Genomic DNA, 24,203 nt, shown 5'->3' with positions numbered 1-24,203 from the left:
ACCTTCATGCCCGGGACTCCTCGATCTTGCGCTGCAGGCGGTTCATCCCGCCCAACCAGGCGTCGGTGTCGCCGGCGCGCGCGGTGTAGTAGGCCGCCACCTCGGGGTGCGGCAGGATCAGGAAACGGTCGTCGCCGAGTGCCGCCCACACGGTCTCGGCGACCGTCTCGGGGCTCAGCGCCTCGTCGCGGCTGAGCAGCTGCTGCAGCTCGCCCGAGCGCGCGAGCATGTCGGTGCGCACCCCCTGCGGGCAGAGCGCCTGCACCACGATCCCGCGGTGTCGGTAGGTCACCGAGAGCCATTCGGCGAAGGCGACGGCCGCGTGCTTGCTCACCGAGTAGGCCGGCGCCTCCAGCATCGTCAGGAGGCCGGCCGCCGAGGCCGTCACGACGAATCGGCCACCGCCCCGCTCGAGCCAGTCGGGGACCAGCAGCCGGGCGGCGCGCACGTGCGCCATCACGTTGAGCTCGTGCGACTCGGCCCACTCCGCCTCGCTCGCACCGAGGCCGCGGCCCCTGTCGATGCCGGCGTTGCCGAACCACGCGTCGATGGCACCGAGGTGCTCGCGGGCGGTCTCCACCAGGGCGGTCACGCCCTCGAGGGTGCTCACGTCCCCCGGTACGGCGAGGGCGTCGAGGCGCTGCCCCACCTCCGCCAGCGGCTCGCCGTCGCGGTCGGCGACGACCACCCGACAGCCGCCGGCGGCGAGTCGCGTCGCCAACGCACGGCCGATCCCCCGGGCGGCGCCGGTGACGACGACCCGGGTGCCGGGCGCCAGGCCGGCGCCGGGGGTCGGCATCAGATCGCCGCCGCCGCGACCGTGACCCCGCCGTCGACGGTCACCAGCTGGCCGGTCATCCAGCCCGCGTCCTCGGACAGCAGGAAGGAGACCACGCCGGCGATGTCGTCGGGCACACCGAGACGCTTGAGCGGGTACGGCTCGGCGACCTTCTCCTCGCGGCCCTCGTAGAGCAGCGTCGCGAACTGCGTCTTGACCACCGCCGGCAGCACCGCGTTGATCCGCACGTTCGGCCCGAGCTCGACGGCCAGCTCCTGGGTGATGTAGTTGAGCATCGACTTGCTGGCGCCGTACATCGCGATCAGCGGGGTGGGACCAAGACCGGCGATCGAGGAGACGTTGACGATCGCGCCGCCGTGCTCGGCCATCCAGGCGCGGTGGACCTGCTGGACCAGGCTGATCCCGGCGAAGCAGTTGACGTCGACCGTCTTGCGGGCGGCCTCCAGGTCGAGTTCCAGCAGGCCACCGGCGACCGGGTTGATGCCCGCGTTGTTGACCAGCAGGTCGGCGCCGCCGAAGGTCTCGACCGCCGTGGCGACCACCTCCGCCTGATGATCCACGTCGTCCACCCTGCCCGCGACGCCGCGGGCGACGTCGGGCCCGCCCAGGGCGGCGACCGCCTCGTCGAGCGGCTCGGGCTTGCGGGCGGTGATGACCACCCGGGCTCCGTCGGCGACCAACCGCTCGGCGATGCCGAGGCCGATGCCTCGGCTGGCTCCGGTGACGATCGCCGTCCTGCCCTCGAACCGTCCTGCCACGCGGATCCCCTTCCCGGGATGGTCAACTGACTAAGCGCTTGCTTAGGATGGCCACGATGCCGCAGGAAGCGGCCCGGGTCAACACCCGGATCGGACTCGAGGCGGGAGCGATGGGAGAGCCGACGCAGGGTGCCGGACGAGGCGATCTCACCCGTGCCCGGCTGCTCGACGCGGCCGTGCAGGTCTTCGGCGAGAAGGGCTTCCACGGCACGACGACGCGCGACATCGCCGCCGCCGCCGGGATGAGCCCGGCGGCCGTCTACGTGCACCACCGCTCCAAGGAGGAGCTCCTGCACGTCATCTCCCGCGAGGGGCACCGGACCACGCTGGAGCTGGTCCGCCGGGCCGGCGCGACCGGCCCACCGACGCAGCGACTGGCCTCGATCGCTCGCGACTTCGGCCGCCATCACGCCCAGGGGCACACCTGGGCCCGGATTGTGAACTACGAGCTCGAGGCGCTCTCCCCCGAGCACCGCGAGGAGATCCGCGCCCTGCGGATCGCCATCGAGCACGAGGTGCGCTCGGTCATCGAGGACGGGATGGCCTCGGGCGAGTTCGACGTGCCGGACGTCGGGATGGCGACCACCGCGGTGCTCTCGCTCGGCATCGACATCGCCCGGTGGTACCGCGACGACGGCCGCTGGACGGCCGGCGACGTCGGGGACCAGATGGCGGTGCTGGCGTTGCGGATCGTCGGCGGCCGCGCCACCTGACCGGCGTCAGGCCAGCACGACCTCCACCCGCTGGAACTCCTTGACGTCGGTGTAGCCGGTGGTCGCCATCGAGCGCTTGAGGGCACCGATCAGGTTCATCGTGCCGTCGGCGACGTGGCTGGGGCCGAGCAGGATCTCCTCGAAGCTGCCGACCGTCTCGAACTCCACCCGCTGGCCGCGCGGCAGGTCGTGGTGGTGAGCCTCGGCACCCCAGTGGAAGCCCCGGCCCGGGGCGTCGGTGGCACGGGCGAAGGGGCTGCCCACCATCACCGCGTCGGCACCGCACGCGATCGCCTTGGCGACGTCGCCCGACCGGCCGATGGAACCGTCCGCGATGACGTGGACGTAGCGGCCGCCGGACTCGTCGAGGTAGTCGCGACGCGCCGCCGCGACATCGGCGACGGCGCTCGCCATCGGCACGGCGACACCGAGCACGGTGCGGGTGGTGTGCGCGGCGCCGCCGCCGAAGCCGACGAGGACCCCGGCGGCGCCGGTGCGCATCAGGTGCAGCGCGGCCTGGTGGGTCGCACAGCCGCCGACGATGACGGGCACGTCGAGCTCGTAGATGAACTCCTTGAGGTTGAGCGGCTCGGCCTGGCCGCTCACGTGCTCGGCGCTGACGGTCGTGCCGCGGATGACGAACAGGTCGACGCCCGCGTCGGTGACGGTCTTGGCGAACTCCTTGGTGCGCTGGGGGCTGAGAGCCCCCGCGACGGTGACGCCGGCCTCGCGCACCTCACGGAGCCGCTCGGTGATCAGCTCGGCCCTGATCGGCTCGGCGTAGATCTCCTGCAGCCGGCGGGTGGCGTCGACGCCGCGCAGCTCGGCGACCTCGGCCAGCAGCGGCTCGGGGTCGGCGTACCGGGTCCAGATGCCCTCCAGGTTGAGCACGCCGAGACCGCCGAGCCGGCCGAGCTTGATCGCCGTGGCCGGCGACATGACCGAGTCCATCGGAGCGGCGAGCACCGGGATGTCGAACCGATAGGCGTCGATCTGCCAGTCGGTGCTGACCTCCTCCGGGTCGCGCGTGCGGCGGCTGGGCACGATCGCCACGTCATCGAAGGAGTAGGCCCGTCGCGCCCGCTTGGCACGTCCGATCTCGATCTCGGTCACCCGCCGATCCTAGTGGCTCAGGCGCGCTGCGCCGTCACCACGAGGTACTCCCAGGACATCCGGCCCTCGTCCAGGTGCCGGTCCCCCAGGTCGGCCAGCACCCGGTCCAGCGCGGCGATCCGCTCCGCATCCCCGCCCAGCGAGCGGTAGGCCACCAGCGTCGGCCCGTAGCTGGCCTTGAAGGCGTCGCGGAAGGCGGCGCCGGTGGTGAACGCGTCGACGACGAGCGCCCGCCGCTCGGCACGCAACCCCCTCACGCGGTCGCCGAACAGCCAGCGGACGTGCGACTCCTCGCCCCACAGCGGCGGCGGCTGCGCGCCCTCGGGCGGTGCGGGCGCGAACGGCTTCATCGCCGCGAACATCTGACCGATGAAGCCGGCCGGGGTCCAGCTCGCGACACCGATGCGACCACCGGGACGGGTGACCCGGAGCAGCTCCTCGGCAGCGGCCCGGTGGAACGGGGCGAACATGACGCCGATGGCGGAGAGCACCACGTCGAAGGACGCGTCGTCATAGGGCAGTGCCTCCGCGTCGGCCGTCTCCCAGGTGATCTCGAGGCCCGCCTCGGCCGCCCGTCGCCGCCCGATCTCCAGCAGCTCGGGCGTGAGGTCGCTGGCGGTCACGACACCACCGGCCAGCGCCGCGGGGATGGCCGCGTTGCCGGTGCCGGCGCCGATGTCGAGCACGCGCTCGCCCGGCGCGATCCAGCAGGCGTCCGCGACGGCCCGACCGACGTCGGGGACGAGCTCGTCGGCGATCCGGGCGTAGTCGCCCGCAGCCCACATCGCGCGGTGACGGGCCTTGAGCTCGGGATGGGTGGTGGTGGTGGTCATGGCTCCCCCTTCGAGGACGGTGGTTGGAGCCACGATCCTCAGCCGCCGCGCTGGAGGCTCGATAGTGCGCGATCTGAACCGACGACGGTTCACGATCTGTACCGGTCCTGCGCTTGCCCCTCGCTCGCGGCGGGGGGTCTACTGCAGGAAGCGGTCGCGGATCGAGAGCAGGGAGGGGATCCGATGGCGTCGTACGGTCAGTTCTGCCCGATGGCCAAGGCGATGGAGGTGCTCGACGAGCGCTGGACGCTGCTGGTCGTGCGCGAGCTCCTTCTCGGGAGCACCCACTTCAACGAGTTGCGCCGCGGCGTACCGAAGATGTCACCGGCGCTGCTGTCCAAGCGGCTGCGCACGCTCGAGCGGGCCGGAGTGATCACCCGCCGAGGCTCCGGCCAGCGCACGTCCTACCACCTGACGGCCAGCGGCCAGGAGCTCGAGCCGGTGGTGCGGGCACTGCAGAGCTGGGGCACCCGCTGGGTGGGCGAGCTCGGTCAGGAGGACCTGGACCCGCACCTGCTGTTCTGGGACCTGCGCCGCACGCTGCACCTCGAGGAGTGGCCGCGTCGCCGGACGGTCGTCGCGTTCCTGCTCACCGACGTCGAGCCGCGTGTCTCGCACTGGTGGCTGGTGGTCTCGGCGGAGGGTGCCGACGTGTGCGACTTCGACCCCGGCTACCCGGTCGATGCGACGGTGCGCACACCGCTGCGGCTGCTCACCCGGGTCTGGCGCGGCGACTGCGGCTGGACCGAGGCCCTGTCCGGCGGTCAGCTCGACGTGCTCGGCACACGCGAGATGAGCGCCGCGCTCCCCCGCTGGATCGGCCAGAGCAGCGCCGCGCTGGTGCCGCGCCCCCGCGGTGTCGTGAGCACCAGCGCGGCGCACTGAGCCTCACACCACGGCTCAGGAGTGGTAGTTCGGTGCCTCGACGGTCATCTGCACGTCGTGCGGGTGGCTCTCCTTGAGCGAGGCGGACGTGATCCGCATGAAGCGGCCCTTGTCCTGCAGCTCGGCCACGGTGCGCGCGCCGACGTAGAACATCGTCTGGTGCAGGCCGCCGACCAGCTGGTGGGCGACGGTGGCGAGGGAGCCCTTGTAGGGGACCTGGCCCTCGATGCCCTCCGGCACGATCATGTCGTCGCTGGTGACCTCGGCCTGGAAGTAGCGGTCCTTGGAGTAGGACTTCTTGCCGCGGCTGGACATGGCGCCCATCGACCCCATCCCGCGGTAGGCCTTGAACTGCTTGCCGTTGATCAGCAGCAGGTCGCCGGGCGCCTCCTCGGTCCCGGCCAGCATCGAGCCGAGCATGACGGTGTCGGCACCGGCGACGATCGCCTTGCCGATCTCGCCGGAGTAGCGCAGGCCACCGTCGGCGATCACGGGTACGCCGGCGGGCTTGCACGCCAGCGACGCCTCGTAGACGGCGCTGACCTGCGGCACGCCGACCCCGGTGACGACGCGCGTGGTGCAGATGGAGCCCGGGCCCACCCCGACCTTGACCGCGTCGGCGCCCGCGTCGACGAACGACTGCGCACCCTCCTTGGTGGCGACGTTGCCGCCGATCACCTGGACGTGCTTGGTGGCCGGGTCGGTCTTGAGCCGCTTGACCATGTCGATGAGCATCCGCACGTTGCCGTGCGCGGTGTCGGCCACCAGGACGTCCACGCCGGCCTCGATCAGGGTGGTGGCGCGCAGCCAGGCGTCACCGAAGTAGCCGATCGCGGCGGCGACCAGGAGACGGCCCTGGGCGTCGTACGACGCGTCGGGGAACTGCTCGCCCTTGACGAAGTCCTTGACAGTGATCAGACCGGTCAGCTTGCCCTCGGCGTCGATCAGCGGCAGCCGCTCGCGCTTGTGCTGGCGCAGCAGGGCGGTGGCCTCCTCGCGGCTGATGCCGGCATCGCCGGTGATCAGTGGCATCGGGGTCATCACCTCGTCGACCTTGGTGGTGGCCCACTCGGCGACGGGGGTGAAGCGCAGGTCGCGGTTGGTGATCATGCCGATCAGCCGGTCCTCGGCGTCGACGACCGGGAACCCGGAGATCCGGTACTCACCGGCGAGCTTGTCGAGCTGCTCGAGCGTGGCGTCGGGGCCGATGGTGACCGGGTTGGAGATGATCCCGGTCTGGGTGCGCTTGACGAGATCGACCTGGTAGGCCTGGTCCTCGATCGAGAGGTTGCGGTGCAGCACGCCGATGCCGCCCTGGCGGGCCATCGCGATCGCCATCCGGGACTCGGTGACGGTGTCCATCGCCGCGGAGATGAGCGGCACCTTGAGCGAGATCTCGCGGGTCAGTCGGCTGGTGGTGTCGATCTCGGACGGCGCCAGATCCGAGTAGCCGGGCAGGAGGAGGACGTCGTCGTAGGTGAGGCCGAGCGTCGCGAACTTCTCCGGGATCTCCATGACGGGATCCTACGTTCAGACCGCTGGGGGCGGCCAAACGCCGAACGTGCTCTCGGCCCGATGTTCGCTCACAGCATGAGGGGCCGGAGCTTGTGCACCGGCACCCGCACCGTCAGCTCCCCGCCGGCCATCCGGATCAGCCCGCGCATGCCCGCCGCCAGCACCAGCGGCAGTACGGCCTGGTTGTCGGCGGTGGTGGTCAGCAGCAGCGCATCCGCACCGCGCGCCCGAGCCAGCCGGGAGACCTGGATCAGGAGCCTGGTGCCGATGCCCCGGCGACGCCATGCCGGCTCGACGCTCAGCGTCACCCGGTAGGCCTCCTCCCCGAGCGCACCCTCGATCGCGCCGTCCTCGTCGTGCACCGTCGCTCGACCCACCACCACGCCCTCCATCAGGGCGGTCACGGTGGGGCCGTCCACCACGTAGTCCGGGGCGACGGCGGCACCCGGCACCGGCTCGCTCGCCCAGCTCGCCGACGAGTCGCGGTCGCGGCGCAGGACGTCGGTCACCAGGTCGGCCAGGGCGGCGCTGCGGGCGTGCTCGGTGGCGGTGAACGGCGTACGTCGGCGCAGCTGCACCTCGACGTCGCCGACCGTCATCTCCATCACGTCGTCGGGACCCTCCGCGGGGACGTCGCCCCGAACCTCGGTGTCGGTGTCGAAGAGCCGTCCGACCACCTCCGGGAAGGACAGCGGCCGCTCCAGGATCATCTGCGCGGCGCGGATGTAGCGGGTGGGCTGGTCCACCAGGGCGGACTCCCGCGAGGGCAGCACGACCACGCCGCTGCCGCCGCTGTCCTCCAGCAGCTCGGCGACCTGGTCGGCCTCCCACCCCAGCGGCGTGCGCAGCACCAGCTCGTCGGTGACGTCCTCGACGCCGGGGAAGATCTGCAGGCCGAGGATGTTGACGCCTGACTCGCCGCAGCGCCGGGCCAGGACGGCGAGCGCGCCGGGACGGTCGGGGAGCGTGGTGCGGACCCGCCAGAGCATGAACCCGATCCTGCCGCCACGATGCGGCAGGGGTGTTGCACAGACGTTTCGGCGGCGCAACGCATCACCCGAGGCGCTCCGGTTAACCTCCGAACACATGGACTCCGTCCTCATCTGGTTGCGGCGGTCGCTGTGGGACACCGTCCCGCGCGATCACCGCGAGCCCCTGCCGAGGCTGCGGCGACGGCAGTGGACGACCGCCGCCTTCGCTCTGCTCGGCGCCGTCGTGCTCGGCCTGACCCTGCACCTGGAGCCCGGCAACGCCTGGTTCTACCCGGCCACGCTGGGGCTGGCGGCGGTCTGGATCACGGGAGCGTTCGCCTCGGGGCAGCTGCACCTGGGCCGGATCGCCACCACCCGCGGGCTGATGCGCCCATGGGTCGCGCCGGTGCTGCTCGGTCTCGCCCTGGCAGCGGTCTTCGCGGTGGGCGCGCTCATCGTCCGCGACATCCCCTACCTCGGCGATCGGGTCGCGGGCGTGCTCGACTACACGGGCTCGGGCTCGCTCCTGGTGCTGCTGCTGGTGACAGCGCTCAACGGGGTGGCCGAGGAGCTGTTCTTCCGCGGTGCCCTCTACGCGGCCGTGCCGTCGCGGCCGGTGCTGTGGACCACGATCGCCTACACCGTCGTCACCGCCGCGAGCGGGAACGTGATGCTCGCCCTGGCCGCGGTACTGCTGGGTCTGGTGGTGGGGCTGGAGCGACGCGCGTCCGGCGGCGTCCTGGCCCCGATCCTGACCCACGTGAGCTGGTCGGTCGTGGTGCTGCTGGTGCTACCGCCCCTGTTCTAGCGGATCGTCGCACTCGACATCGGGATCCAACCGCTGGTGGCCCTGCGCTCGTGAGCGCGTCAGTCCTGCTGCGGAGACTTCCCGAGCGCCCGCCGGACCGACTCGCGGTAGCCCAGCGGCTCACCCGGAACGAGCTCGCGGATGCCCTCGTCGTGTTGGAGGACCTCGTTGCCCATCGAGTCGATCAGGTTGCGCGCGGTGGTGGGGTCGACGTCGGTGACCAACGCGATCCAGTACGACGACAGCCGCGGGGTCAGCACCGGTACCTCCAGGATGGGCAGCGAGCGGCCGTGGAGCTCCTCGGCCGCCTGCTGCAGCATCGCGGTGTAGGTGAGCCGGTCGGCGCCGCCGAGCTCGAAGGTCCGGCCGAACGCCTTCTCGTTGCCCACCACACCGGCCAGGTAGCGGACGACGTCGTCGATGGCGATCGGCTGGGTGCGGGTGCTCGCCCAGCGCGGCACGACCATCGCCGGCAGGTTCTTCACCAGCTGCCGGGTCAGCTCCCAGGAGATCCCGCCCGCCCCCACCACGATGGCCGCGCGCAGCACGGTCAGCGGCACGCCGGAGGCAGCCAGCAGCTCCTCCACCTGCCGCCGCGACCGCAGGTGGGCGGAGAGCCCGTCCCGCTCCTCACCGAGACCGCCGAGGTAGACCAGCTGCCGGACGCCGGCGTCGCGGGCCGCGACCCCGAAGGCGCGCGCGGCGTCGGCATCGCGCTGCTCGAAGTCGGCCTCGCCGAGCGAGTGCACGAGATAGACGGCCACGTCGACGTCGGCCAGTGCGGCGGTGAGCGAGTCGGGCTCGCCGACGTCGCCGAAGACCGGCTCGCCGGCGCCCTCGTAGTCGTCGGGATGGCGGGTCATCGCGCGCACCCGGTGGCCGGCGCTGCTCAGGGCCGGGACCAGCCGGCTGCCGACGAAGCCGGTCGCCCCGGAGACCAGCACGGTCATGCCCTGCGCCGGCTCTCCGGCCGTCACGGCCTGTCCCCCACGGCCGACAGCGAGGCGAGCACTGCATGCGCCGCCCGGGCGCCGCTGACCAGGGCGCCCTGGCTGGAGGCGGTGTCGCGGTGGTCACCGCAGACGAGGGTGACCTCGTCGATCCGCTGCGGTGACCGGAAGCGCAAGGGGGCCGGCTGCACCGGCAGCGCGTGCGGTACGACGTCGCGCCGCAGCAGGCTCAGGCCGGCCTCGGGTGCACCGAGCATCGCCGCGGTGTGCCGGCGTACCTCGTGCTCCAGCGCAGGCTCGCTGCTCGCCGGCAGCAGGCTCGTCGCCTGCACGAGGTGGCGGCCGTGCGGCGCGTAGCTGGGGGCGGCCGCGGAGACGACGCAGGCGTTCACGGCGGGGCCGCGCTCGGCGCGGACGTCGAGGTGCAGGATGCCTGTCTCCTCGGGCGCCTCGTCGACGGTGTACCAGTCGGTGACCAGGCCCTTGGGCGTGGGGGCGGCGAGCCGGGAGCGGCCCAGCAGCGACTCCGCCGCCCACGGATCGGTGGCCACGACCACCCGATCCGCCGAGATCGTCGAGCCGGCGGTCCGGATCCGTGCGCCAGCGTCGCTGCGTTCGAGGCGGTCGACCTTCTCGCCGTAGCGGATCCGGCCGGCCAGCGGGGCGGCCAGCGCGTCGGGCAGCGCCTGCATCCCCGATCGTGGCAGGCCGGGCGTCCCGCGGACGAAGCTCCTGACCAGGAGCAGCGCGAACGCCGCCGACGTCTCGCCCTCGTCCTCCAGCACGACGCCGGCGAGGTAGCGCTCGAGGGTGGCGCGCAGCAGGCCGTGGGCACCGGCCCGATCCAGGGAGACCCGCAGCGACGCGTCGGGCCGACCCTGCAGCAGGTGCCTCGGCAGCCCGTGCTCCTTCTGCAGCCCCGTCAGCAGCGGCGCCGCCCACTTGCCCAGCGCCCACAGCTCCGCGGGTCGCGGCAGCGCCGACAGCGCGCTGGCACCGGCCAGCCGGAACGCCCGGAACGGATCCGCAAGGGTGTGGGTGCCGCCGTCGGCCAGCACCCGGGCGCCGGCCGGGAAGGGCTGCAGCTCCAGCGCGGAGACGTCCACGGCTGCGCGCAGTGCGTTGTAGGCGGGGTTGACCACCTGGAAGCCGCGGTCGAGCAGGAACCCGTCGACCCGGTCGGTGCGGATGCGCCCGCCGGCGCCGTCGCTCGCCTCGAGGACGACGACGTCACGACCGGCGGCGTGCAGCAGGGCGGCGCAGCGCAGCCCGGCCACGCCGGCACCGACCACTGCCACTTCGACGTCGTCCATGACCTCGCTGGTGCCCCGGCGAGGCACTCGCTACACCCCGCGGCGGTGGCGGCAAGGGACCCTCAGGCCGTCACCGGCGTCTGCTCCCCCGCCTCGACCGGGAAGGGCAGCCGGTTGCCCGGCGGCGGCAGCGGGCAGGTCGCGTGCGGCGTGTACGCGCACGGCAGGTTGGTCGCCCGGTTGAAGTCGATGACGACCGCGCCACCGGTCGCGGGTGCGTCGACGGTCAGGCTGCGGACCGCGCCGTACGTCGTGATGCCTGCGGTGGCGTCGCTGAACAGCACGGTCAGCGTGCCGGGGGCGAACCCCGGGAAGGCGGTCAGGGCATGGCGCTCGCCGGCATGCTCGAACTCCAGCCGCCCGACGGCGCCGTACACGTGCTCGAGTCCGTCCACGACCGAGCCGACAGTGGTCGGCACGGGCTCGTCGAAGGCGACGTAGCGCGCGGCGAGGGCCCACTGCGGGCTCGGCGCGAAGGCCGGCGTGCCCGCGAAGGACAGCCGCAGCGGGTTGTCCGGATGGCGAGGCCGGATCAGGTCGTTGCCACCGCGCTTGGCGACCTCCACGACCGCATCGCCGAACGCGGCCTCGACGCCCCCGCGCTCCGGGATGACGCCGAAGGCATGGCGGCCCGTCACGGGTACGCCGTCGACCACCAGCGACTCCCCGTCGGCGAGCTCGACCGAGACACCCTCGGGACCCGTCGACCAGGCGCCCGGCGCGTCCTCCCAGCGCTGCGCCTGCGCTGTCAGCCAGTGCAGGCCGGTCACGGCGAGGAAGCCGTGCGGCGAGGCGAGACGCTCGTCCTTGGCCCGGTGCCAGGCCTGCCACTCCTCGGTGAAGGCGTCGGTCTCCTGGATCGTCATGTGCTGCTCCTCTGCTCGAGCGCCGCTCTAGAAGGCGGGCTTGGGGTTGAACTCGGACTGGCTGATGCCGGAGCCGGCGACGCCCCACTTGGCGAAGATCTTCTCGTAGGTGCCGTCGTGGATGAGCTCGTTGACCGCGTCGACCAGGACGTGCGCGAGGGGCGAGCCCTTCGCGGTGACGAAGCCGACGTCGGTGGAGCTGACCTCGCCGAGGAACTTCAGGTTCGGCTGGTGGGCGACCAGGTACTTGTCGCCGAGGGTCGGTCCGAAGTACAGGTCGGTCTGTCCGTTCTGCAGACCGAGCAGGATCGAGGCGTTGTCGCTGTAGTACTTCGGGGTGTACGGCTTCAGGCCGGCCGCGCTGCACTCCTTCACGCCGGCATCCAGGATCTGCTGGAAGCTGGAGCCGGTGCCCGTGGAGACCGTGTGGCCGCAGACGTCGGTGAGCTTGGTGACGGCGCCCAGCGAGCTGTTCTTGGCGGCCACGAAGCCCTGGCCGTCCTTGAGGTAGGTGGCGAAGTCGACCACTGGCAGCCGGGCCGAGGTGACGGCGAAGTTGTCCTGGCCGACGTCGTACTTGCCGGACTGGACGCCGGGCACGATGGTCTCGAACGAGCCGTCGGAGATCTTCCAGCTCACGCCGAGCACCTTGGCGACCGCGTCGCGCAGGTCGACGTCGAGTCCGACCTGCTTGTTCGCGCTGTCGGAGCCGACGTGCGGCAGGCCGGCCTCACCGGTGGCCAGAGTGGTCCCGAGCGTCAGCACGCCGCTGGACCTCACCGCCGCCGGCAGCTTGTCGTGCAGCGCCGTCACGGTCTGCACCGACGAGACGACGTCCTCGGTGGGGATGGCGTCGGCGGAGGCCGAGGTGCTCGTCTGCGCTCCGACCTTCTTGTCCGCCGCGCTGAGCGTGTCGGACGAGCTGCCGCAGCCCGCGAGAGCGACCAGGGTCACGGCGAGCCCGGCCAGGGCGGTCGGCTTGAGGATCTTCACGGATGTTCCTTCTCTCGGGTGGGGTGGTACGCCGCCGTCGTCACAGCACGGCGGAGAGGAAGGCGCGGGCGCGCTCGTTCCTGGGGTTGGCGAGCACCTCGCCCGGAGGGCCGGACTCCACGATCCGCCCCCCGTCGAGGAAGACGACCTGGTCGGCCGCCTCCCGGGCGAAGCCGATCTCGTGGGTGACGACGATCATCGTCAGACCCTCGGCGGCGAGGTCCTTCATGACACCGAGCACCTCGCCGACCATCTCCGGGTCGAGGGCACTGGTCGGCTCGTCGAAGAGGATCAGCTCGACCTCGTTCGCCAGCGCCCGAGCGATGGCGACCCGCTGCTGCTGACCCCCGCTGAGCTGGCGGGGGTACGACGTCTCGCGGCCGGCCAGACCGACCCGGACCAGCAGCTCGCTGGCGCGCGACTCCGCTGCCTTGCGGCGTACGCCGGCGGCGAGCTGGCCCTCGATGATGTTCTCCAGCACCGTCTTGTGGGGGAAGAGGTTGAACTGCTGGAAGACCATGCCGATGCGGGCCCGCTGCCGGGTCACGGCCCGGTCGGGCAGCTCGCGCAGCCGGTCGCCGTCGCGCCGGTAGCCGATGATCTCCCCGCCCACCTCGACGAAGCCGGCGTCCGGCTTCTCGAGGTGGTTGATGCAGCGCAGCAACGTGGACTTGCCCGACCCTGACGGCCCGAGCAGGACGCTCACCGAGCCGGCCGGCACGTCCAGGTCGATGCTGCGCAGCACCTCGTGGCGACCGAAGTGCTTGCGCAGGCCGCGTACGCGCACCAGCGGGCGCTGGCCGGCCATGTCCTCGCGAGAGCGACCGACGGCCTGCTCGACCGGCGCGTTCACGACAGGGCCGCCAGGTCACGGCGCCGGAGGCCTGCGAACGGAAGGTTGCCGCGCGCCACCCGCCAGAGGCTCTCGCGCTGCTCGCCCTTGCCGCGGGCGTAGTAGCGCTCCACGAAGTACTGACCGATCGAGAGGATCGTGGTCAGGATGATGTACCAGATCGTCGCTACCAGCAGCAGCGGGATGATCAGGTAGTTCTGGCCGTAGATGAGCTGTGCCTTGTGCAGCAGGTCGTCGGCACCGAGCATGCTGATGATCGAGGTCGCCTTGAGCATCCCGATCACCATGTTGCCGCTGGCCGGGACGATCGCGGGCATCGCCTGCGGCAGCACGATCCGCCGGAAGATGCGGCCCTTGCCCAGCCCCAGCGACTTGGCCGCCTCGGTCTGACCGTGCTCGACCGACAGCAGGCCGCCACGGACGATCTCGCCGGAGAACGCCGCGACGTCCAGCGTCAGGCCGACGTAGGCGGCCAGCAGCGCGGTGAAGAGGTGCGCGGTGTGGACGCTCCCGAAGGGCGGCAGGAACGGGATGCCGAAGGAGAGCGTCGGGTAGAGCGAGGCCAGGTTGAACCACAGCAGCAGCTGCACCAGCGGTGGGACCGAGCGGAAGAACCAGGTGAAGGCGAAGCTGACCGTCGACAGCACCGGGTTGCCCGAGAGCCGCATCACCGCGACCACGATGCCCAGCAGGTAGCCCGAGATCACCACCGCCGCCGTGAGCCACAAGGTGAGCAGGAGGCCGTCGAGGATGGAGGGACGCAGGAAGAAGTAACGCACCACGTCCCACTGGAAGTGCGGATTGGTGAAGACGCTGCGCAGCAACGCCGCGACGGCCACGAGCGCGATGGCCGCGGAGATCCACTGTCCGGGCCTACGTCGGGGGACCAGCCGAGCGGCGACGAGCTCGTCGTCGCCCGAGCGTCGGTCGAGGGCGCCCGTCTCCACGGGCCCGGCCACAAGGCTCACGCTGCCTCCTCGGTAAAACATAAAGTCGATGGATATTATGCACTTACACGACAGATGCTAGTACCCCGGTCCAGATGGCGGCCGGTGACCCGGCAGACCGCTACTCCCCACCGCCGATCCGGCACGTCCACCCCGACGGTGTTGCGAACCCGACGGTCGCGGTCGAGTCACGTCGAGGACGACACGACCCGTCCATGCGGGTCCCGCGGGCGCGCCGCCGCGTCAGCGCGGGCTCGCGCCGGAAATGCACCGAGTCGGCGCCCGTTCGCTGTGAACGAGCGCCGACTCGGCGGTGCGATCCGAGGATCAGTGACCGTGGCCGTGACCGTGGCCGGCGGCAGCCGCCGGCTCCTCCTCCTCGGGCTTGTCCACGACGAGGGTCTCGGTGGTGAGCAGCATGCCGGCGATCGAGGTGGCGTTGACCAGCGCGGAGCGGGTCACCTTCACCGGGTCGATCACACCCTGGGCGACCAGGTCGCCATACTCCCCGGTGGCGCCGTTCCAGCCGTTGCCGACGCCGGCCTCGCGGACCTTGCTGACCACGACGTACCCGTTCTCGCCGCCGTTCTCGGCGATCCAGCGCAGCGGCTCGTCGGCGGCCTTGCGCACGATGCGCACGCCGGCGGCCTCGTCACCGGTGAGCCCGAGGTCGTCCTCGAGCTCGGCGACGGCGTGGACGAGGGCCGAGCCGCCGCCGGCGACGATGCCCTCCTCGATCGCCGCACGGGTGGCGGAGACGGCGTCCTCGATGCGGTGCTTCTTCTCCTTGAGCTCCACCTCGGTGTGGGCGCCGACCTTGATCACGCAGACACCGCCGGCGAGCTTGGCGAGGCGCTCCTGGAGCTTCTCGCGGTCCCAGTCGGAGTCGGTGTTCTCGATCTCGGCCTTGATCTGGTTGACCCGGCCGCTGACCGCTGCCGGGTCGCCGGCGCCGTCCACGATGGTGGTGTTGTCCTTCGTGACCACGACGCGACGGGCCCGACCCAGCACCTCGAGGCCGACCTGGTCGAGCTTGAGGCCGATCTCGGCGGCGATGACCTGACCGCCGGTGAGGATCGCGATGTCCTCCATGATCGCCTTGCGCCGGTCACCGAAGGCAGGGCTCTTGACGGCGACCGCGTTGAAGGTGCCGCGGATCTTGTTCACGACCAGGGTCGAGAGCGCCTCGCCCTCGACGTCCTCGGCCAGGATGAACAGCGGCTTGCCCGCCTGCATGACCTTCTCCAGGATCGGGAGGAGCTCCTGCACCGAGGAGACCTTCCCCTGGACGAGCAGGATGTAGGGGTCGTCGAGGACGGCCTCCATCCGCTCCGGGTCCGAGACGAAGTACGCCGAGATGTAGCCCTTGTCGAACTGCATGCCCTCGGTGAACTCGAGCTCGGTGCTCGGGGTGTTCGACTCCTCGACGGTGATGACGCCGTCCTTGCCGACCTTGCTGAAGGCCTCGGCGAGCAGCTCGCCGATGTGGCCGTCACGGCTGGAGATGGTCGCGACCGAGGCCATGTCGGACTCGTCGTTGACCGGACGGGCGGCCGCGCGCAGGGCGTCGCCGACCTTGGCGGCGGCGGCGTCCATGCCGCGCTTGAGGCCCATGGGGTTCACGCCGGCGGCGACCGCCCGCAGACCCTCGTGGACCATCGCCTGCGCGAGCACGGTGGCGGTGGTGGTGCCGTCACCGGCGACGTCGTTGGTCTTGGTGGCGACCTCCTTGGTGAGCTGGGCACCAAGGTTCTCGAACGGGTCGTCGAGCTCGATCTCACGGGCGACGGTGACACCGTCGTTGGTGATGGTCGGCGCGCCCCACTTCTTGTCGAGGACGACGTAGCGGCCCTTGGGGCCCAGCGTCACCTTGACGGCGTCGGCGAGCTTGTCGACACCGCGCTCGAGTGCGCGGCGGGCGTTCTCGTCGAACTCCAGGATCTTCGGCATGGATCTTCCCTCTGTCTGGCTCGGAAATGGATCCGGGACGTCATACGAGTGGCTGCCGGGGCGGCCGGTTCGTATGACGTCCCGGAGTCAGGCGCTGCGTCAGGCGATCACAGCGAGGATGTCGCGGGCGCTGAGGATGAGGAACTCCTCGCCGGCGTACTTGACCTCGGTGCCGCCGTACTTGCTGTAGATGACCTTGTCGCCGACGGCCACGTCGAGCGGGATGCGGTTGCCGTTGTCGTCGACACGACCCGGACCGACGGCCAGGACCTCGCCCTCCTGGGGCTTCTCCTTGGCGGTGTCCGGGATGACCAGGCCGGACGCGGTGGTCTGCTCAGCCTCGACCTGCTTGATGACGATGCGGTCCTCGAGAGGCTTGATGTTGATCGACACGGTGTCGACCTCCCCTTCACACTGATCTGCTGTTGGGTGATGAACGTGGATGCCTGGCGCCGCGAGCACGCCGTCGCGGGGGTCGTGCTCGTGTCGCAGGCGTTGGCACACTCGATGCGAGAGTGCCAAGTCAGACGTTAGCACTCAGCCACAACGAGTGCCAGGGCCGGTCGCTGAGAGGATGGACGGGTGGACCTCGACGCCTTCGCCTGGCTGCTCACCGACCCCGGCCAGACGCTGCTCGCCCGGGCGGTCGCACTCGGTGGGGAGGATCCGCTGCAGGCGCAGTCGGTGCTGCGACGGGAGTTCGCGGGTGTCGCCGCGCCGTACGTCGCCGTGGCGATGAGCCAGGCCGAGCTGCGTCGGCGCGCGGTGCCGAAGTTCGGCGCGGCGGCCGCGGCGATGTACTTCACCCCCGACGGCCTCGAGCAGGCCACCCGGCAGGCCGTGGCCGAGCACCGCGCCGCCCGGCTCGTGGCCTTCGGCGCCGGCTCGGCCATCGACCTGGGCTGTGGCATCGGAGGTGACCTGATCGCGATGGCGCGCGCCGGCATCACCTCCGCCGGCGTCGACCTGGACCCCGAGCGGGTCGCGGTGGCGCGGGCCAACCTCGACGCACTCGGCCTGCCCGGTGCCGTGTCCGTGGCGGACGCGACCGAGCTCGACCACACCGCCTTCGAGGTGGCCTTCGCCGACCCCGCCCGGCGCACCAACAACCGCTCGCGCGGGCGGTTGCTGGACACCGAGGGCTGGACGCCGCCGTGGCCGTTCGTCCTCAGCCTGCTGGCGCGCGACGCCTGCGTGAAGGTCGCGCCGGGCATTCCGCACGAGCTCGTCCCCGACGGGGTCGAGGCGGAGTTCGTCAGCGACCGTGGCGAGGTCAAGGAGGCCGCGCTCTGGTCGGGCCGGCTGGCCACCGTGCACCGCCGCGCGACAGTGATCGCTGACGGCGGCCTGGCGACGCTGACCGACGAGGACGCTCCGCCGCTGGGTGAGGGCGGCGTCGACGTACGGGCCGTCGGCGAGTTCCTCTACGAGCCCGACGGTGCCGTCATCCGGGCCGGCCTGGTCACGGCGGTGGCGGCAGGCGTGGGCGGCGGCCTGCTCGACGACCGGATCGCCTACGTCACCAGCGACCAGTCCTTCCGCACGCCGTTCGCACGCGGCTACCGGGTGCTGGAGGTGCTGCCCTATCGCGAGCGCGCGTTGCGCGCGGCGCTGCGCGAGCGCGGCGTCGGCCGGCTCACGATCAAGAAGCGCGGCGTCGCCGTGGTGCCCGAGGAGCTGCGCCGGCGGCTCGCCCCCCAGGGTCCCAACGAGGCGACGATCGTGCTGACCCGGGTGGCCGATGAGGGCACCTGTCTGCTCGTGCAGCCCTTCTGAGGCCGCCGTCCGTGACACATGTCAGGGGCGGCCCGTGAGGTTGGTCGTGAATCACCCTGGCGCACCCCTGAGATGCCCCTGAGCGGGGCGGAAATGTCACCGGGCTCGATTAGGTTGTGGTCATGTTCCGCGCCCTAGGCCGCACCGCGGCCCGTCGTCCTTGGTACATCATCGCAGCCTGGCTGGTCCTGACCGTGCTGGTGGTGGCGTTCGCCCCCAAGCTCAAGTCGACCACCGACCAGTCCGACTTCCTGCCCCAGCACTACGAGTCCATCAAGGCCAGCAACCTGATGTCCTCGGCGTTCCCGCAGCAGGACGACTCGGGCGCCACCATCGTCTTCTCCCGCACCGACGGCTCCCCGCTGTCGACGGCTGACCTGACGAAGGCCGGCGACATCGCGAAGGGCCTCAAGCTGGGCTCGGACTACACCTCGGTCGGGGAGGTCACCGCCTCGGACTCCCGGCAGGTGGCGATCGTCAACGTCGGCATGGCCGACAACGTCACCGGTCAGGACCAGAAGGACTTCGACCAGGTCACCGACATGCGTCACCAGCTCACCCAGGCCACCCACGGCACCGACCTCGAGGCGCAGACCACCGGCACCCTGCCGCAGTCCTACGATCAGTCGCAGTCGGGCAAGAACGCCGAGGCGATCGTCATGCTCGCCACCATCGTGCTGATCCTGGTCCTGCTCGGCATCATCTTCCGCAGCGTGATGGCGGCGCTCTCGCCGATCCTCATGGTCATCGTCGCCTTCCTGGTCGCCGACGGCTTCATCGGCATCGCCGCCAAGGTCTTCGACCTCAAGGCCGACAGCTCCCTCAACGTGATCCTGGGCGTGGTGCTGTTCGGCATCGGCACCGACTACTTCCTCTTCTACCTGTTCCGCTTCCGCGAGCTGCGGCGCAAGGGCGCCGATCACAAGACCGCCGTCATGGGAGCCGTGGAGCGCGCTGGCGAGGCGATCGCGTCCGCCGGCGGCGCGGTGATCGTCGCCTTCCTGACCCTGTCGCTGTCCTCGCTCGGACTGTTCCGCTCGATGGGCCCGGCGCTGGCGATCGCTGTCGCCGTCATGCTCGTCGCCGCCCTCACCCTGGTTCCGGCGGTGGTCAACGTGCTCGGCCGTGCGCTGTTCTGGCCCTCGAAGAAGTGGGACCAGGCGCCGAAGGACAGCCGCGGCTTCGGCGCGATCGGCAGCGCGCTCGGCAAGCACCCCACCCGCTTCGCCGCGGTCTCCGGCGGCCTGCTGGTCATCCTGACCCTGTTCATCTTCGTCGGCGGCGGCTACAACCCCACCTTCGACCTCAGCTCGTCCAACTCCGCATCGAACGTCGAGTCGGCCCAGGCCACCCAGACGATGGAGGACGGCGGCCTCTCCGCCGGCGCCACCCAGCCGACACCGATCGTGCTGACCTCCGACAGCGGCACTCCGCTGGACAAGGCCGACTTCACCGACTTCCAGGCGACGCTGTCGAAGGTGCCGGGAGTCGCCCAGGTCTCGCCCCAGGCGATCGGGTCCTCCGACGGCAAGACCGCGTTGTTCATGGTCACGTTGAAGAACGATCCCTCCTCCGACGCAGCGATCAGCACGGTGAAGGACGACCTGCGCCCGGCGGCGCACGACGCGGCACCGAAGGGCTCGACGGCGTACGTCGGGGGCCTGACCGGCGTCTACGTCGACTTCCAGGCCGCGATGAACAGGGACTACTCGGTCGTCTTCCCCGTCGCGGCGATCATCATCATGATCATCCTCGGGCTGGTGCTCCGCTCGCTGGTCGCGCCGTGGTACCTCATGCTCTCGGTCGCGCTCGGCTTCGGTGCGACCCTGGGCTCCGCGGTCATCGTCTTCCAGCGGATCAAGGGCGACGAGGGCCTGGTGTTCATGCTGCCGATCCTGATCTACCTGTTCGTCGTCGCGCTCGGCACCGACTACAACATCTTGATGCTCACCCGATTGCGGGAGGAGGCGCGCGAGGGCCGCGAACCCCGCGAGGCGGCCGCTGAGGCGGTCAAGCACGCCGGCCCGACCATCGCCGTGGCGGGCCTGATCCTGGCCGGCACCTTCGCCTCGCTGATGCTGGGTGGCAACAGCTTCCTGCTGACGCTCGGCTTCTCGGTCGCCTTCGGCATCGTGATGGCCGCGTTCGTGATGGCGATGTTCTTCACGCCGGCGCTGACCGCCCTGATCGGCCACGCCGCCTGGTGGCCCGGCCACGCCGACGCGAAGCACGACGAGGACAAGGAACTGGTCGGCGCCGCCGAGTAGTCACCTTCCGCGGGTCGAGGCGTCACTTTCGGGTGGCGCCTCGACCCATGTCGCCGCCCGCCGGCCGAGGGGATGCGAAGAGGCGCTGCGAGGAGTCACCTTCCGCGGGTCGAGGCGTCACTTTCGGGTGGCGCCTCGGCCCATGTCGCCGCCCGCCGGCCGAGGGGATGCGAAGAGGCGCTGCCGGACGACGCGCCGGACGAGGAGCGTCGCGCGGCGGTAGGCCTGCCTCGAGAGTGCCCTCGGACGCTGGAGGCGACATAGGCCGACTCAACCCGGACGCAGGCCCGACTCAACCCGGACGCAGGCCCGACTCAACCTCAGGCCAGGACCTCGGTGACCGGCTGGGAGGAGTCCGCGGGCAGGTCGAGCGCGGAGGGGGTACGGCCGCGGGCGACCATCTCGGCCCCCAGCGCCGCCACCATCGCGCCGTTGTCGGTGCACAGCCCCGGCCGCGGAACCCGCACCCGGATGCCCAGCGCGGCGGCCCGCTCCTCGGCCAGCACGCGCAGCCGGCTGTTCGCTGCCACGCCGCCGCCGATCACGATGTCCTCGATGCCCTGCGAGGAGGCGGCGTCGAGCGCCTTGCGGACGAGTACGTCGCAGACAGCCTCCTGGAACGATGCCGCCACGTCGGCGACCGGCACGGGCTCACCGGAGCGTTCCCTGGCCTCCACCCAGCGAGCGACGGCTGTCTTCAGCCCGGAGAAGGAGAAGTCGAACCGGTGCCGCTCCAGGTCGCGGCGCGAGCTGAGCCCGCGCGGGAAGTCGATGGCGATGCTCGAGCCGGAGGTGGCCGTCCGGTCGATCACCGGGCCCCCGGGGAACCCCAGGCCGAGCAGGCGGGCGACCTTGTCGAAGGCTTCCCCAGCGGCGTCGTCGATGGTGGCCCCGAGCGGCTCGATGTCGCCGGTGACGTCGCCGACGCGGAGCAGCGAGGAGTGACCTCCCGAGACCAGCATCGCCAGGCAGGGCTCGGGCAGGGCGCCGTGCTGGAGCTGGTCGACGGCCACGTGAGCCGCCAGGTGGTTGACGCCGTACAGCGGCTTGTCCAGCCCGATCGCGAGCGCCTTGGCCGCGGCGACGCCGACCAGCAGCGCCCCGGCCAGGCCGGGGCCGGCGGTGACGGCTATCGCATCGACGTCGCGCAGCGCGATCCCGGCGCTCTCGCAGGCGCGCTCGATGGTCGGCACCATCGCCTCCAGGTGGGCGCGCGAGGCGACCTCCGGGACGACGCCACCGAACCGGGCGTGCTCCTCGACGCTGCTGGCCACCGCGTCGGCGAGGAGCGTGTGCCCCCGCACGATGCCGACGCCGGTCTCGTCGCAGGACGTCTCGATGCCGAGGACAAGAGGCTCAGACGACGTCATGTGCCTATTGTGCCGGTCGGTGCGCGCCGCCCTGCAACGGACTGCTTCCGATCGTGACCCTTGCGACGCATCCCCGACACATGGTGTCTTTACCGTCAGTCCGTTCACCTCATGTTCATCTTGTCCCATTCCGGAGGCACCATGAGACTCACCCGTTCCACCGTCGCCATCGCCGCCTGTGCGGTGACCGCAACGGCCCTGGTCAGCGGCGCCCCGGCGCACGCCGCCGGCCAGCTCAACCCGGCCACCACCTTCACCTACACCGTCAACCAGGACGGCAGCGTCGTCGCCCCCACCAGCGGTGCGAACATCCCGAACATCGACTCGGTGAAGTCCACCATCAGGGCCTACTACGGCGCCGCCAAGGGCGCCAACCCCGCCCACGCGTTCGACAGCACCGCACCCGCGACGATCTACCTGCCCAACCTCGTCTCCTCCGCCTACGCGAAGAACACCGAGGCCGTGGCCCAGTCGCTGATCGACGGGCTGCCGACCACCGGCGCCGGCAAGGCGGTCGTCTTCGACGTCGACTCCACCCTCCTCTCGGACTACGCCAACGAGGAGGAGATGAACTACAACTACTCGGTCGCGCTGAACAACAACTGGGTCGACAACGAGCTCATGCCGGCCGTCCCCGGCATGGTCCAGGCGCTCGAGACCCTCGCGTCCGAGGGCTACGCCCTCTACGGCATCACCGGCCGACCGGCCCACCAGGAGGCCGCCACGATCGGCAACCTGACCAAGGTCGGGTTCACGACGGACGGCACCCCCGGCGGCACCCCGCTGTTCGACACCGACAACCTCTACACCAAGCCGGAGACCAACGCGGACCAGCCGGGCTACATCACCGGCTGCGCGATCGTGGCCACAGCCACGCTCAGCAAGTGCACCACCGTCCAGTACAAGGCGCAGACGCGCGCTCACATCGCCGCCGACGACGGCGTCGACATCGTGATGAACGTGGGCGACCAGTGGAGCGACCTCGAGGGCGGCTACGCGGACGGCCACACCAAGATCCCGAACCCGACGTACTTCCTCGGCTCCGCCGACCTGCCGGGCGTCAGCGACCCGACCATGGTGCCGCCGACGTCGTACACGATGAATCCGGACGGCTCCACCGGCGCCAGCGTCACCGACGGTGACACGATTCCCAACGAGGGCAACGTGGTCTCGCTCATCCGGGCCTACTACAAGGCCACCGGCGGCGTCGCGGACAAGACCAGCTCGCCCTACATCACCGAGCTCTCCTCGCTGGAGTCCACCTGGACGCCGCAGATCGTGACCTCCTGCCAGCAGCAGGCCGCCAAGGTCGCAGCGGCGAAGGCGGCGATCGCCGCCACCGGCACCACCCTCGGCCTGGACACCAAGAACGCCGCCAAGGCGAAGAAGGCCGTCACCCGGGCGAAGAAGAAGGTCAAAAGGGCCCACGGCCACGCCAAGAAGGTGGCCAAGAAGGAGCTCAAGGCTGCCAAGAAGGCCTACGCCTCCGCGATCGCGGCCATCGCCCACGACAAGACCACCGGCGCGGGCATCACCATCCCGAAGTCCCCGGCCGTCGTCTTCGACGCCGATGACACGACGCTGTGGAACTACGACCTCGAGGACGGCGCGATGGGCTTCACGTACTCGCCGGCCACCGCTGCGACCTGGATCCAGCAGCAGAAGTTCCCGGCGGTTCCCGGGATGGTCGCCCTCGCCAAGGCCGCCAAGGACGCCGGCTGCACGATCGTCGGACTGACCGGCCGGACCTCCGACCAGCAGGCCGACACCATCGCCAACCTCACCAAGGACGGCTACGTCGACGCCTCCGGCACGCCCCTGTTCACCGCTGCCAACTACTACACGAAGTGGACCAGCGGCGCGCAGCCGCCGGCCTACATGGACTGTGGGGACGACAAGGTGTGCTCCACGATCGAGTACAAGTCCGGGACGCGGGAGTACCTGGAGACCCAGAAGGGCCTCGACATCGTGGCCAACCTGGGTGACCAGTTCTCCGACCTGCACGGCGGGTACGCCGACGCGACGTACAAGATCCCGAACCCGACCTACTACCTGCCGTGAGGCAGGCACGGGTCACAGTGACAGCTGCAGGATGATCGCGGTGGTCCCGTCCCGGTAGTAGCGGGACCGCCGGTCGATCTCGACGAAGCCGGCGCGCTCGTAGAACGCGAGCGCGCCGGCGTTCGTCTCCCTGACCTCGAGCAGCAGCCGCTCGGCCCCCTTGCCGCGCGCGTCCTCCCGTACGGCGGACAGCAGCGCCCCGGCGAGGCCCCGGCGGCGCTGCTGCCGGGTCACCGCGATCCGCTGCAGCTCGGCGATCTCGTAGACGACCGAGGCGATCGCATGACCTACCACGACGCCCGCGTCCTCGGCCACCAGCACCACGACACTGTGCAACAACCCGGCGACGGCCTCGGTGAGGTAGCCGGCCGGCCAGGGGTCCTGCGGGAAGGACTCCGCCTCCAGGTCGGCGATCGCGTCGATGTCGGCAGCCCGCGCGGGCCGCACGACCACCGCCGCACC

Annotated in this window: 22 protein-coding genes; 6 read left to right on the top strand and 16 right to left on the bottom strand. The window is 71.1% G+C overall.

All coding sequences use genetic code 11. The features are described 5' to 3' along the window. Nucleotides 1-4 precede the first annotated feature (4 nt). Together P5P86_RS05570 and P5P86_RS05565 are read right to left on the bottom strand one after the other, a co-directional pair. Nucleotides 5-799, bottom strand: coding sequence for an SDR family NAD(P)-dependent oxidoreductase (locus tag P5P86_RS05570; RefSeq protein WP_280610304.1), 795 nt, complete (start codon nucleotides 797-799; stop codon nucleotides 5-7). Next, the gene (locus P5P86_RS05565) at nucleotides 799-1,557 is read right to left on the bottom strand and encodes an SDR family oxidoreductase (protein WP_280610303.1); all 759 of its coding nucleotides are present in this window, start codon (nucleotides 1,555-1,557) and stop codon (nucleotides 799-801) included. Before P5P86_RS05565 ends, P5P86_RS05570 begins: the two co-directional genes overlap by 1 nt. A gap of 56 nt (nucleotides 1,558-1,613) precedes the next feature. On the opposite strand from P5P86_RS05565, the gene P5P86_RS05560 reads away from it, so the two are divergent. Beyond that, nucleotides 1,614-2,270 (top strand): TetR/AcrR family transcriptional regulator, encoded by a 657-nt coding sequence (locus P5P86_RS05560; RefSeq protein WP_280610302.1) that lies wholly within the window; start codon nucleotides 1,614-1,616, stop codon nucleotides 2,268-2,270. A gap of 6 nt (nucleotides 2,271-2,276) precedes the next feature. Here the strand turns inward: P5P86_RS05560 and P5P86_RS05555 are convergent, their stop codons facing one another. Then, a complete protein-coding gene (locus P5P86_RS05555; protein WP_280610301.1) occupies nucleotides 2,277-3,383 on the bottom strand; it encodes a GuaB3 family IMP dehydrogenase-related protein in 1,107 nt (368 codons plus the stop codon). A 17-nt stretch (nucleotides 3,384-3,400) separates the two neighbouring features. Beyond that, entirely contained in the window at nucleotides 3,401-4,216 is an 816-nt protein-coding gene (locus P5P86_RS05550) for a class I SAM-dependent methyltransferase (protein WP_280610300.1), read from the bottom strand. A gap of 183 nt (nucleotides 4,217-4,399) precedes the next feature. Here P5P86_RS05550 and P5P86_RS05545 point away from each other — a divergent pair, with 183 nt between their 5' ends. Further along, on the top strand, nucleotides 4,400-5,101 hold the full coding sequence (locus P5P86_RS05545) for a winged helix-turn-helix transcriptional regulator (RefSeq protein WP_280610299.1): 702 nt from the start codon (nucleotides 4,400-4,402) through the stop codon (nucleotides 5,099-5,101). A 15-nt stretch (nucleotides 5,102-5,116) separates the two neighbouring features. Here the strand turns inward: P5P86_RS05545 and guaB are convergent, their stop codons facing one another. Continuing rightward, nucleotides 5,117-6,616 (bottom strand): IMP dehydrogenase, encoded by a 1,500-nt coding sequence (gene guaB, locus P5P86_RS05540; protein WP_280610298.1) that lies wholly within the window; start codon nucleotides 6,614-6,616, stop codon nucleotides 5,117-5,119. Nucleotides 6,617-6,684: 68 nt separating this feature from the next. Beyond that, nucleotides 6,685-7,605: a GNAT family N-acetyltransferase gene (locus P5P86_RS05535; protein WP_280610296.1), complete on the bottom strand. Its 921-nt coding sequence runs from the start codon at nucleotides 7,603-7,605 to the stop codon at nucleotides 6,685-6,687. A gap of 97 nt (nucleotides 7,606-7,702) precedes the next feature. On the opposite strand from P5P86_RS05535, the gene P5P86_RS05530 reads away from it, so the two are divergent. After that, nucleotides 7,703-8,395: a CPBP family glutamic-type intramembrane protease gene (locus P5P86_RS05530; RefSeq protein WP_280610295.1), complete on the top strand. Its 693-nt coding sequence runs from the start codon at nucleotides 7,703-7,705 to the stop codon at nucleotides 8,393-8,395. Nucleotides 8,396-8,454: 59 nt separating this feature from the next. Here the strand turns inward: P5P86_RS05530 and P5P86_RS05525 are convergent, their stop codons facing one another. From P5P86_RS05525 to groES, 8 genes are all read right to left on the bottom strand, one after another. After that, a complete protein-coding gene (locus tag P5P86_RS05525) occupies nucleotides 8,455-9,372 on the bottom strand; it encodes an NAD(P)H-binding protein (RefSeq protein ID WP_280610294.1) in 918 nt (305 codons plus the stop codon). Beyond that, nucleotides 9,369-10,658 carry an NAD(P)/FAD-dependent oxidoreductase gene (locus P5P86_RS05520; RefSeq protein ID WP_280610293.1) on the bottom strand — a complete coding sequence of 430 codons (1,290 nt, stop codon included), beginning with the start codon at nucleotides 10,656-10,658 and terminating at the stop codon, nucleotides 9,369-9,371. The genes P5P86_RS05525 and P5P86_RS05520 overlap by 4 nt, the downstream gene beginning before the upstream one ends. A 62-nt stretch (nucleotides 10,659-10,720) precedes the next feature. Continuing rightward, complete coding sequence (locus P5P86_RS05515; protein WP_280610292.1) at nucleotides 10,721-11,524, bottom strand: DUF1684 domain-containing protein; 804 nt, start codon at nucleotides 11,522-11,524, stop codon at nucleotides 10,721-10,723. Nucleotides 11,525-11,551: 27 nt separating this feature from the next. Beyond that, entirely contained in the window at nucleotides 11,552-12,517 is a 966-nt protein-coding gene (locus P5P86_RS05510) for an ABC transporter substrate-binding protein (protein WP_280610291.1), read from the bottom strand. Between the two features lie 40 nt (nucleotides 12,518-12,557). Beyond that, a complete protein-coding gene (locus tag P5P86_RS05505; RefSeq protein WP_280611213.1) occupies nucleotides 12,558-13,325 on the bottom strand; it encodes an amino acid ABC transporter ATP-binding protein in 768 nt (255 codons plus the stop codon). 41 nt (nucleotides 13,326-13,366) lie between these two features. Beyond that, nucleotides 13,367-14,338 carry an amino acid ABC transporter permease gene (locus tag P5P86_RS05500; RefSeq protein WP_280610290.1) on the bottom strand — a complete coding sequence of 324 codons (972 nt, stop codon included), beginning with the start codon at nucleotides 14,336-14,338 and terminating at the stop codon, nucleotides 13,367-13,369. A gap of 306 nt (nucleotides 14,339-14,644) precedes the next feature. Beyond that, nucleotides 14,645-16,267: a chaperonin GroEL gene (gene groL / locus P5P86_RS05495; RefSeq protein WP_280610289.1), complete on the bottom strand. Its 1,623-nt coding sequence runs from the start codon at nucleotides 16,265-16,267 to the stop codon at nucleotides 14,645-14,647. Between the two features lie 99 nt (nucleotides 16,268-16,366). Continuing rightward, nucleotides 16,367-16,660: a co-chaperone GroES gene (groES, locus tag P5P86_RS05490; RefSeq protein ID WP_280610288.1), complete on the bottom strand. Its 294-nt coding sequence runs from the start codon at nucleotides 16,658-16,660 to the stop codon at nucleotides 16,367-16,369. Between the two features lie 189 nt (nucleotides 16,661-16,849). On the opposite strand from groES, the gene P5P86_RS05485 reads away from it, so the two are divergent. Next, the gene (locus tag P5P86_RS05485) at nucleotides 16,850-18,043 is read left to right on the top strand and encodes a THUMP-like domain-containing protein (RefSeq protein WP_280610287.1); all 1,194 of its coding nucleotides are present in this window, start codon (nucleotides 16,850-16,852) and stop codon (nucleotides 18,041-18,043) included. Between the two features lie 122 nt (nucleotides 18,044-18,165). After that, a complete protein-coding gene (locus P5P86_RS05480; RefSeq protein ID WP_280610286.1) occupies nucleotides 18,166-20,310 on the top strand; it encodes an MMPL family transporter in 2,145 nt (714 codons plus the stop codon). Nucleotides 20,311-20,630: 320 nt separating this feature from the next. On the opposite strand, the gene tsaD is transcribed toward P5P86_RS05480, so the two are convergent. Then, nucleotides 20,631-21,680, bottom strand: coding sequence for a tRNA (adenosine(37)-N6)-threonylcarbamoyltransferase complex transferase subunit TsaD (tsaD, locus tag P5P86_RS05475; RefSeq protein WP_280610285.1), 1,050 nt, complete (start codon nucleotides 21,678-21,680; stop codon nucleotides 20,631-20,633). A gap of 141 nt (nucleotides 21,681-21,821) precedes the next feature. On the opposite strand from tsaD, the gene P5P86_RS05470 reads away from it, so the two are divergent. Further along, complete coding sequence (locus P5P86_RS05470) at nucleotides 21,822-23,741, top strand: HAD family acid phosphatase (RefSeq protein WP_280610284.1); 1,920 nt, start codon at nucleotides 21,822-21,824, stop codon at nucleotides 23,739-23,741. Nucleotides 23,742-23,753: 12 nt separating this feature from the next. Here P5P86_RS05470 and rimI read toward each other — a convergent pair whose 3' ends face one another. Continuing rightward, nucleotides 23,754-24,194, bottom strand: a complete 441-nt coding sequence (gene rimI / locus P5P86_RS05465) for a ribosomal protein S18-alanine N-acetyltransferase (protein WP_280610283.1) — start codon at nucleotides 24,192-24,194, stop codon at nucleotides 23,754-23,756. Nucleotides 24,195-24,203: the final 9 nt, after the last annotated feature.

The sequence above is a fragment of the Nocardioides sp. BP30 genome (assembly GCF_029873215.1).
GTDB lineage: Bacteria > Actinomycetota > Actinomycetes > Propionibacteriales > Nocardioidaceae > Nocardioides.
The sequence above is the reverse complement of the archived record's forward strand: the minus strand, read 5'-3'. Positions and strand labels throughout refer to the sequence as shown.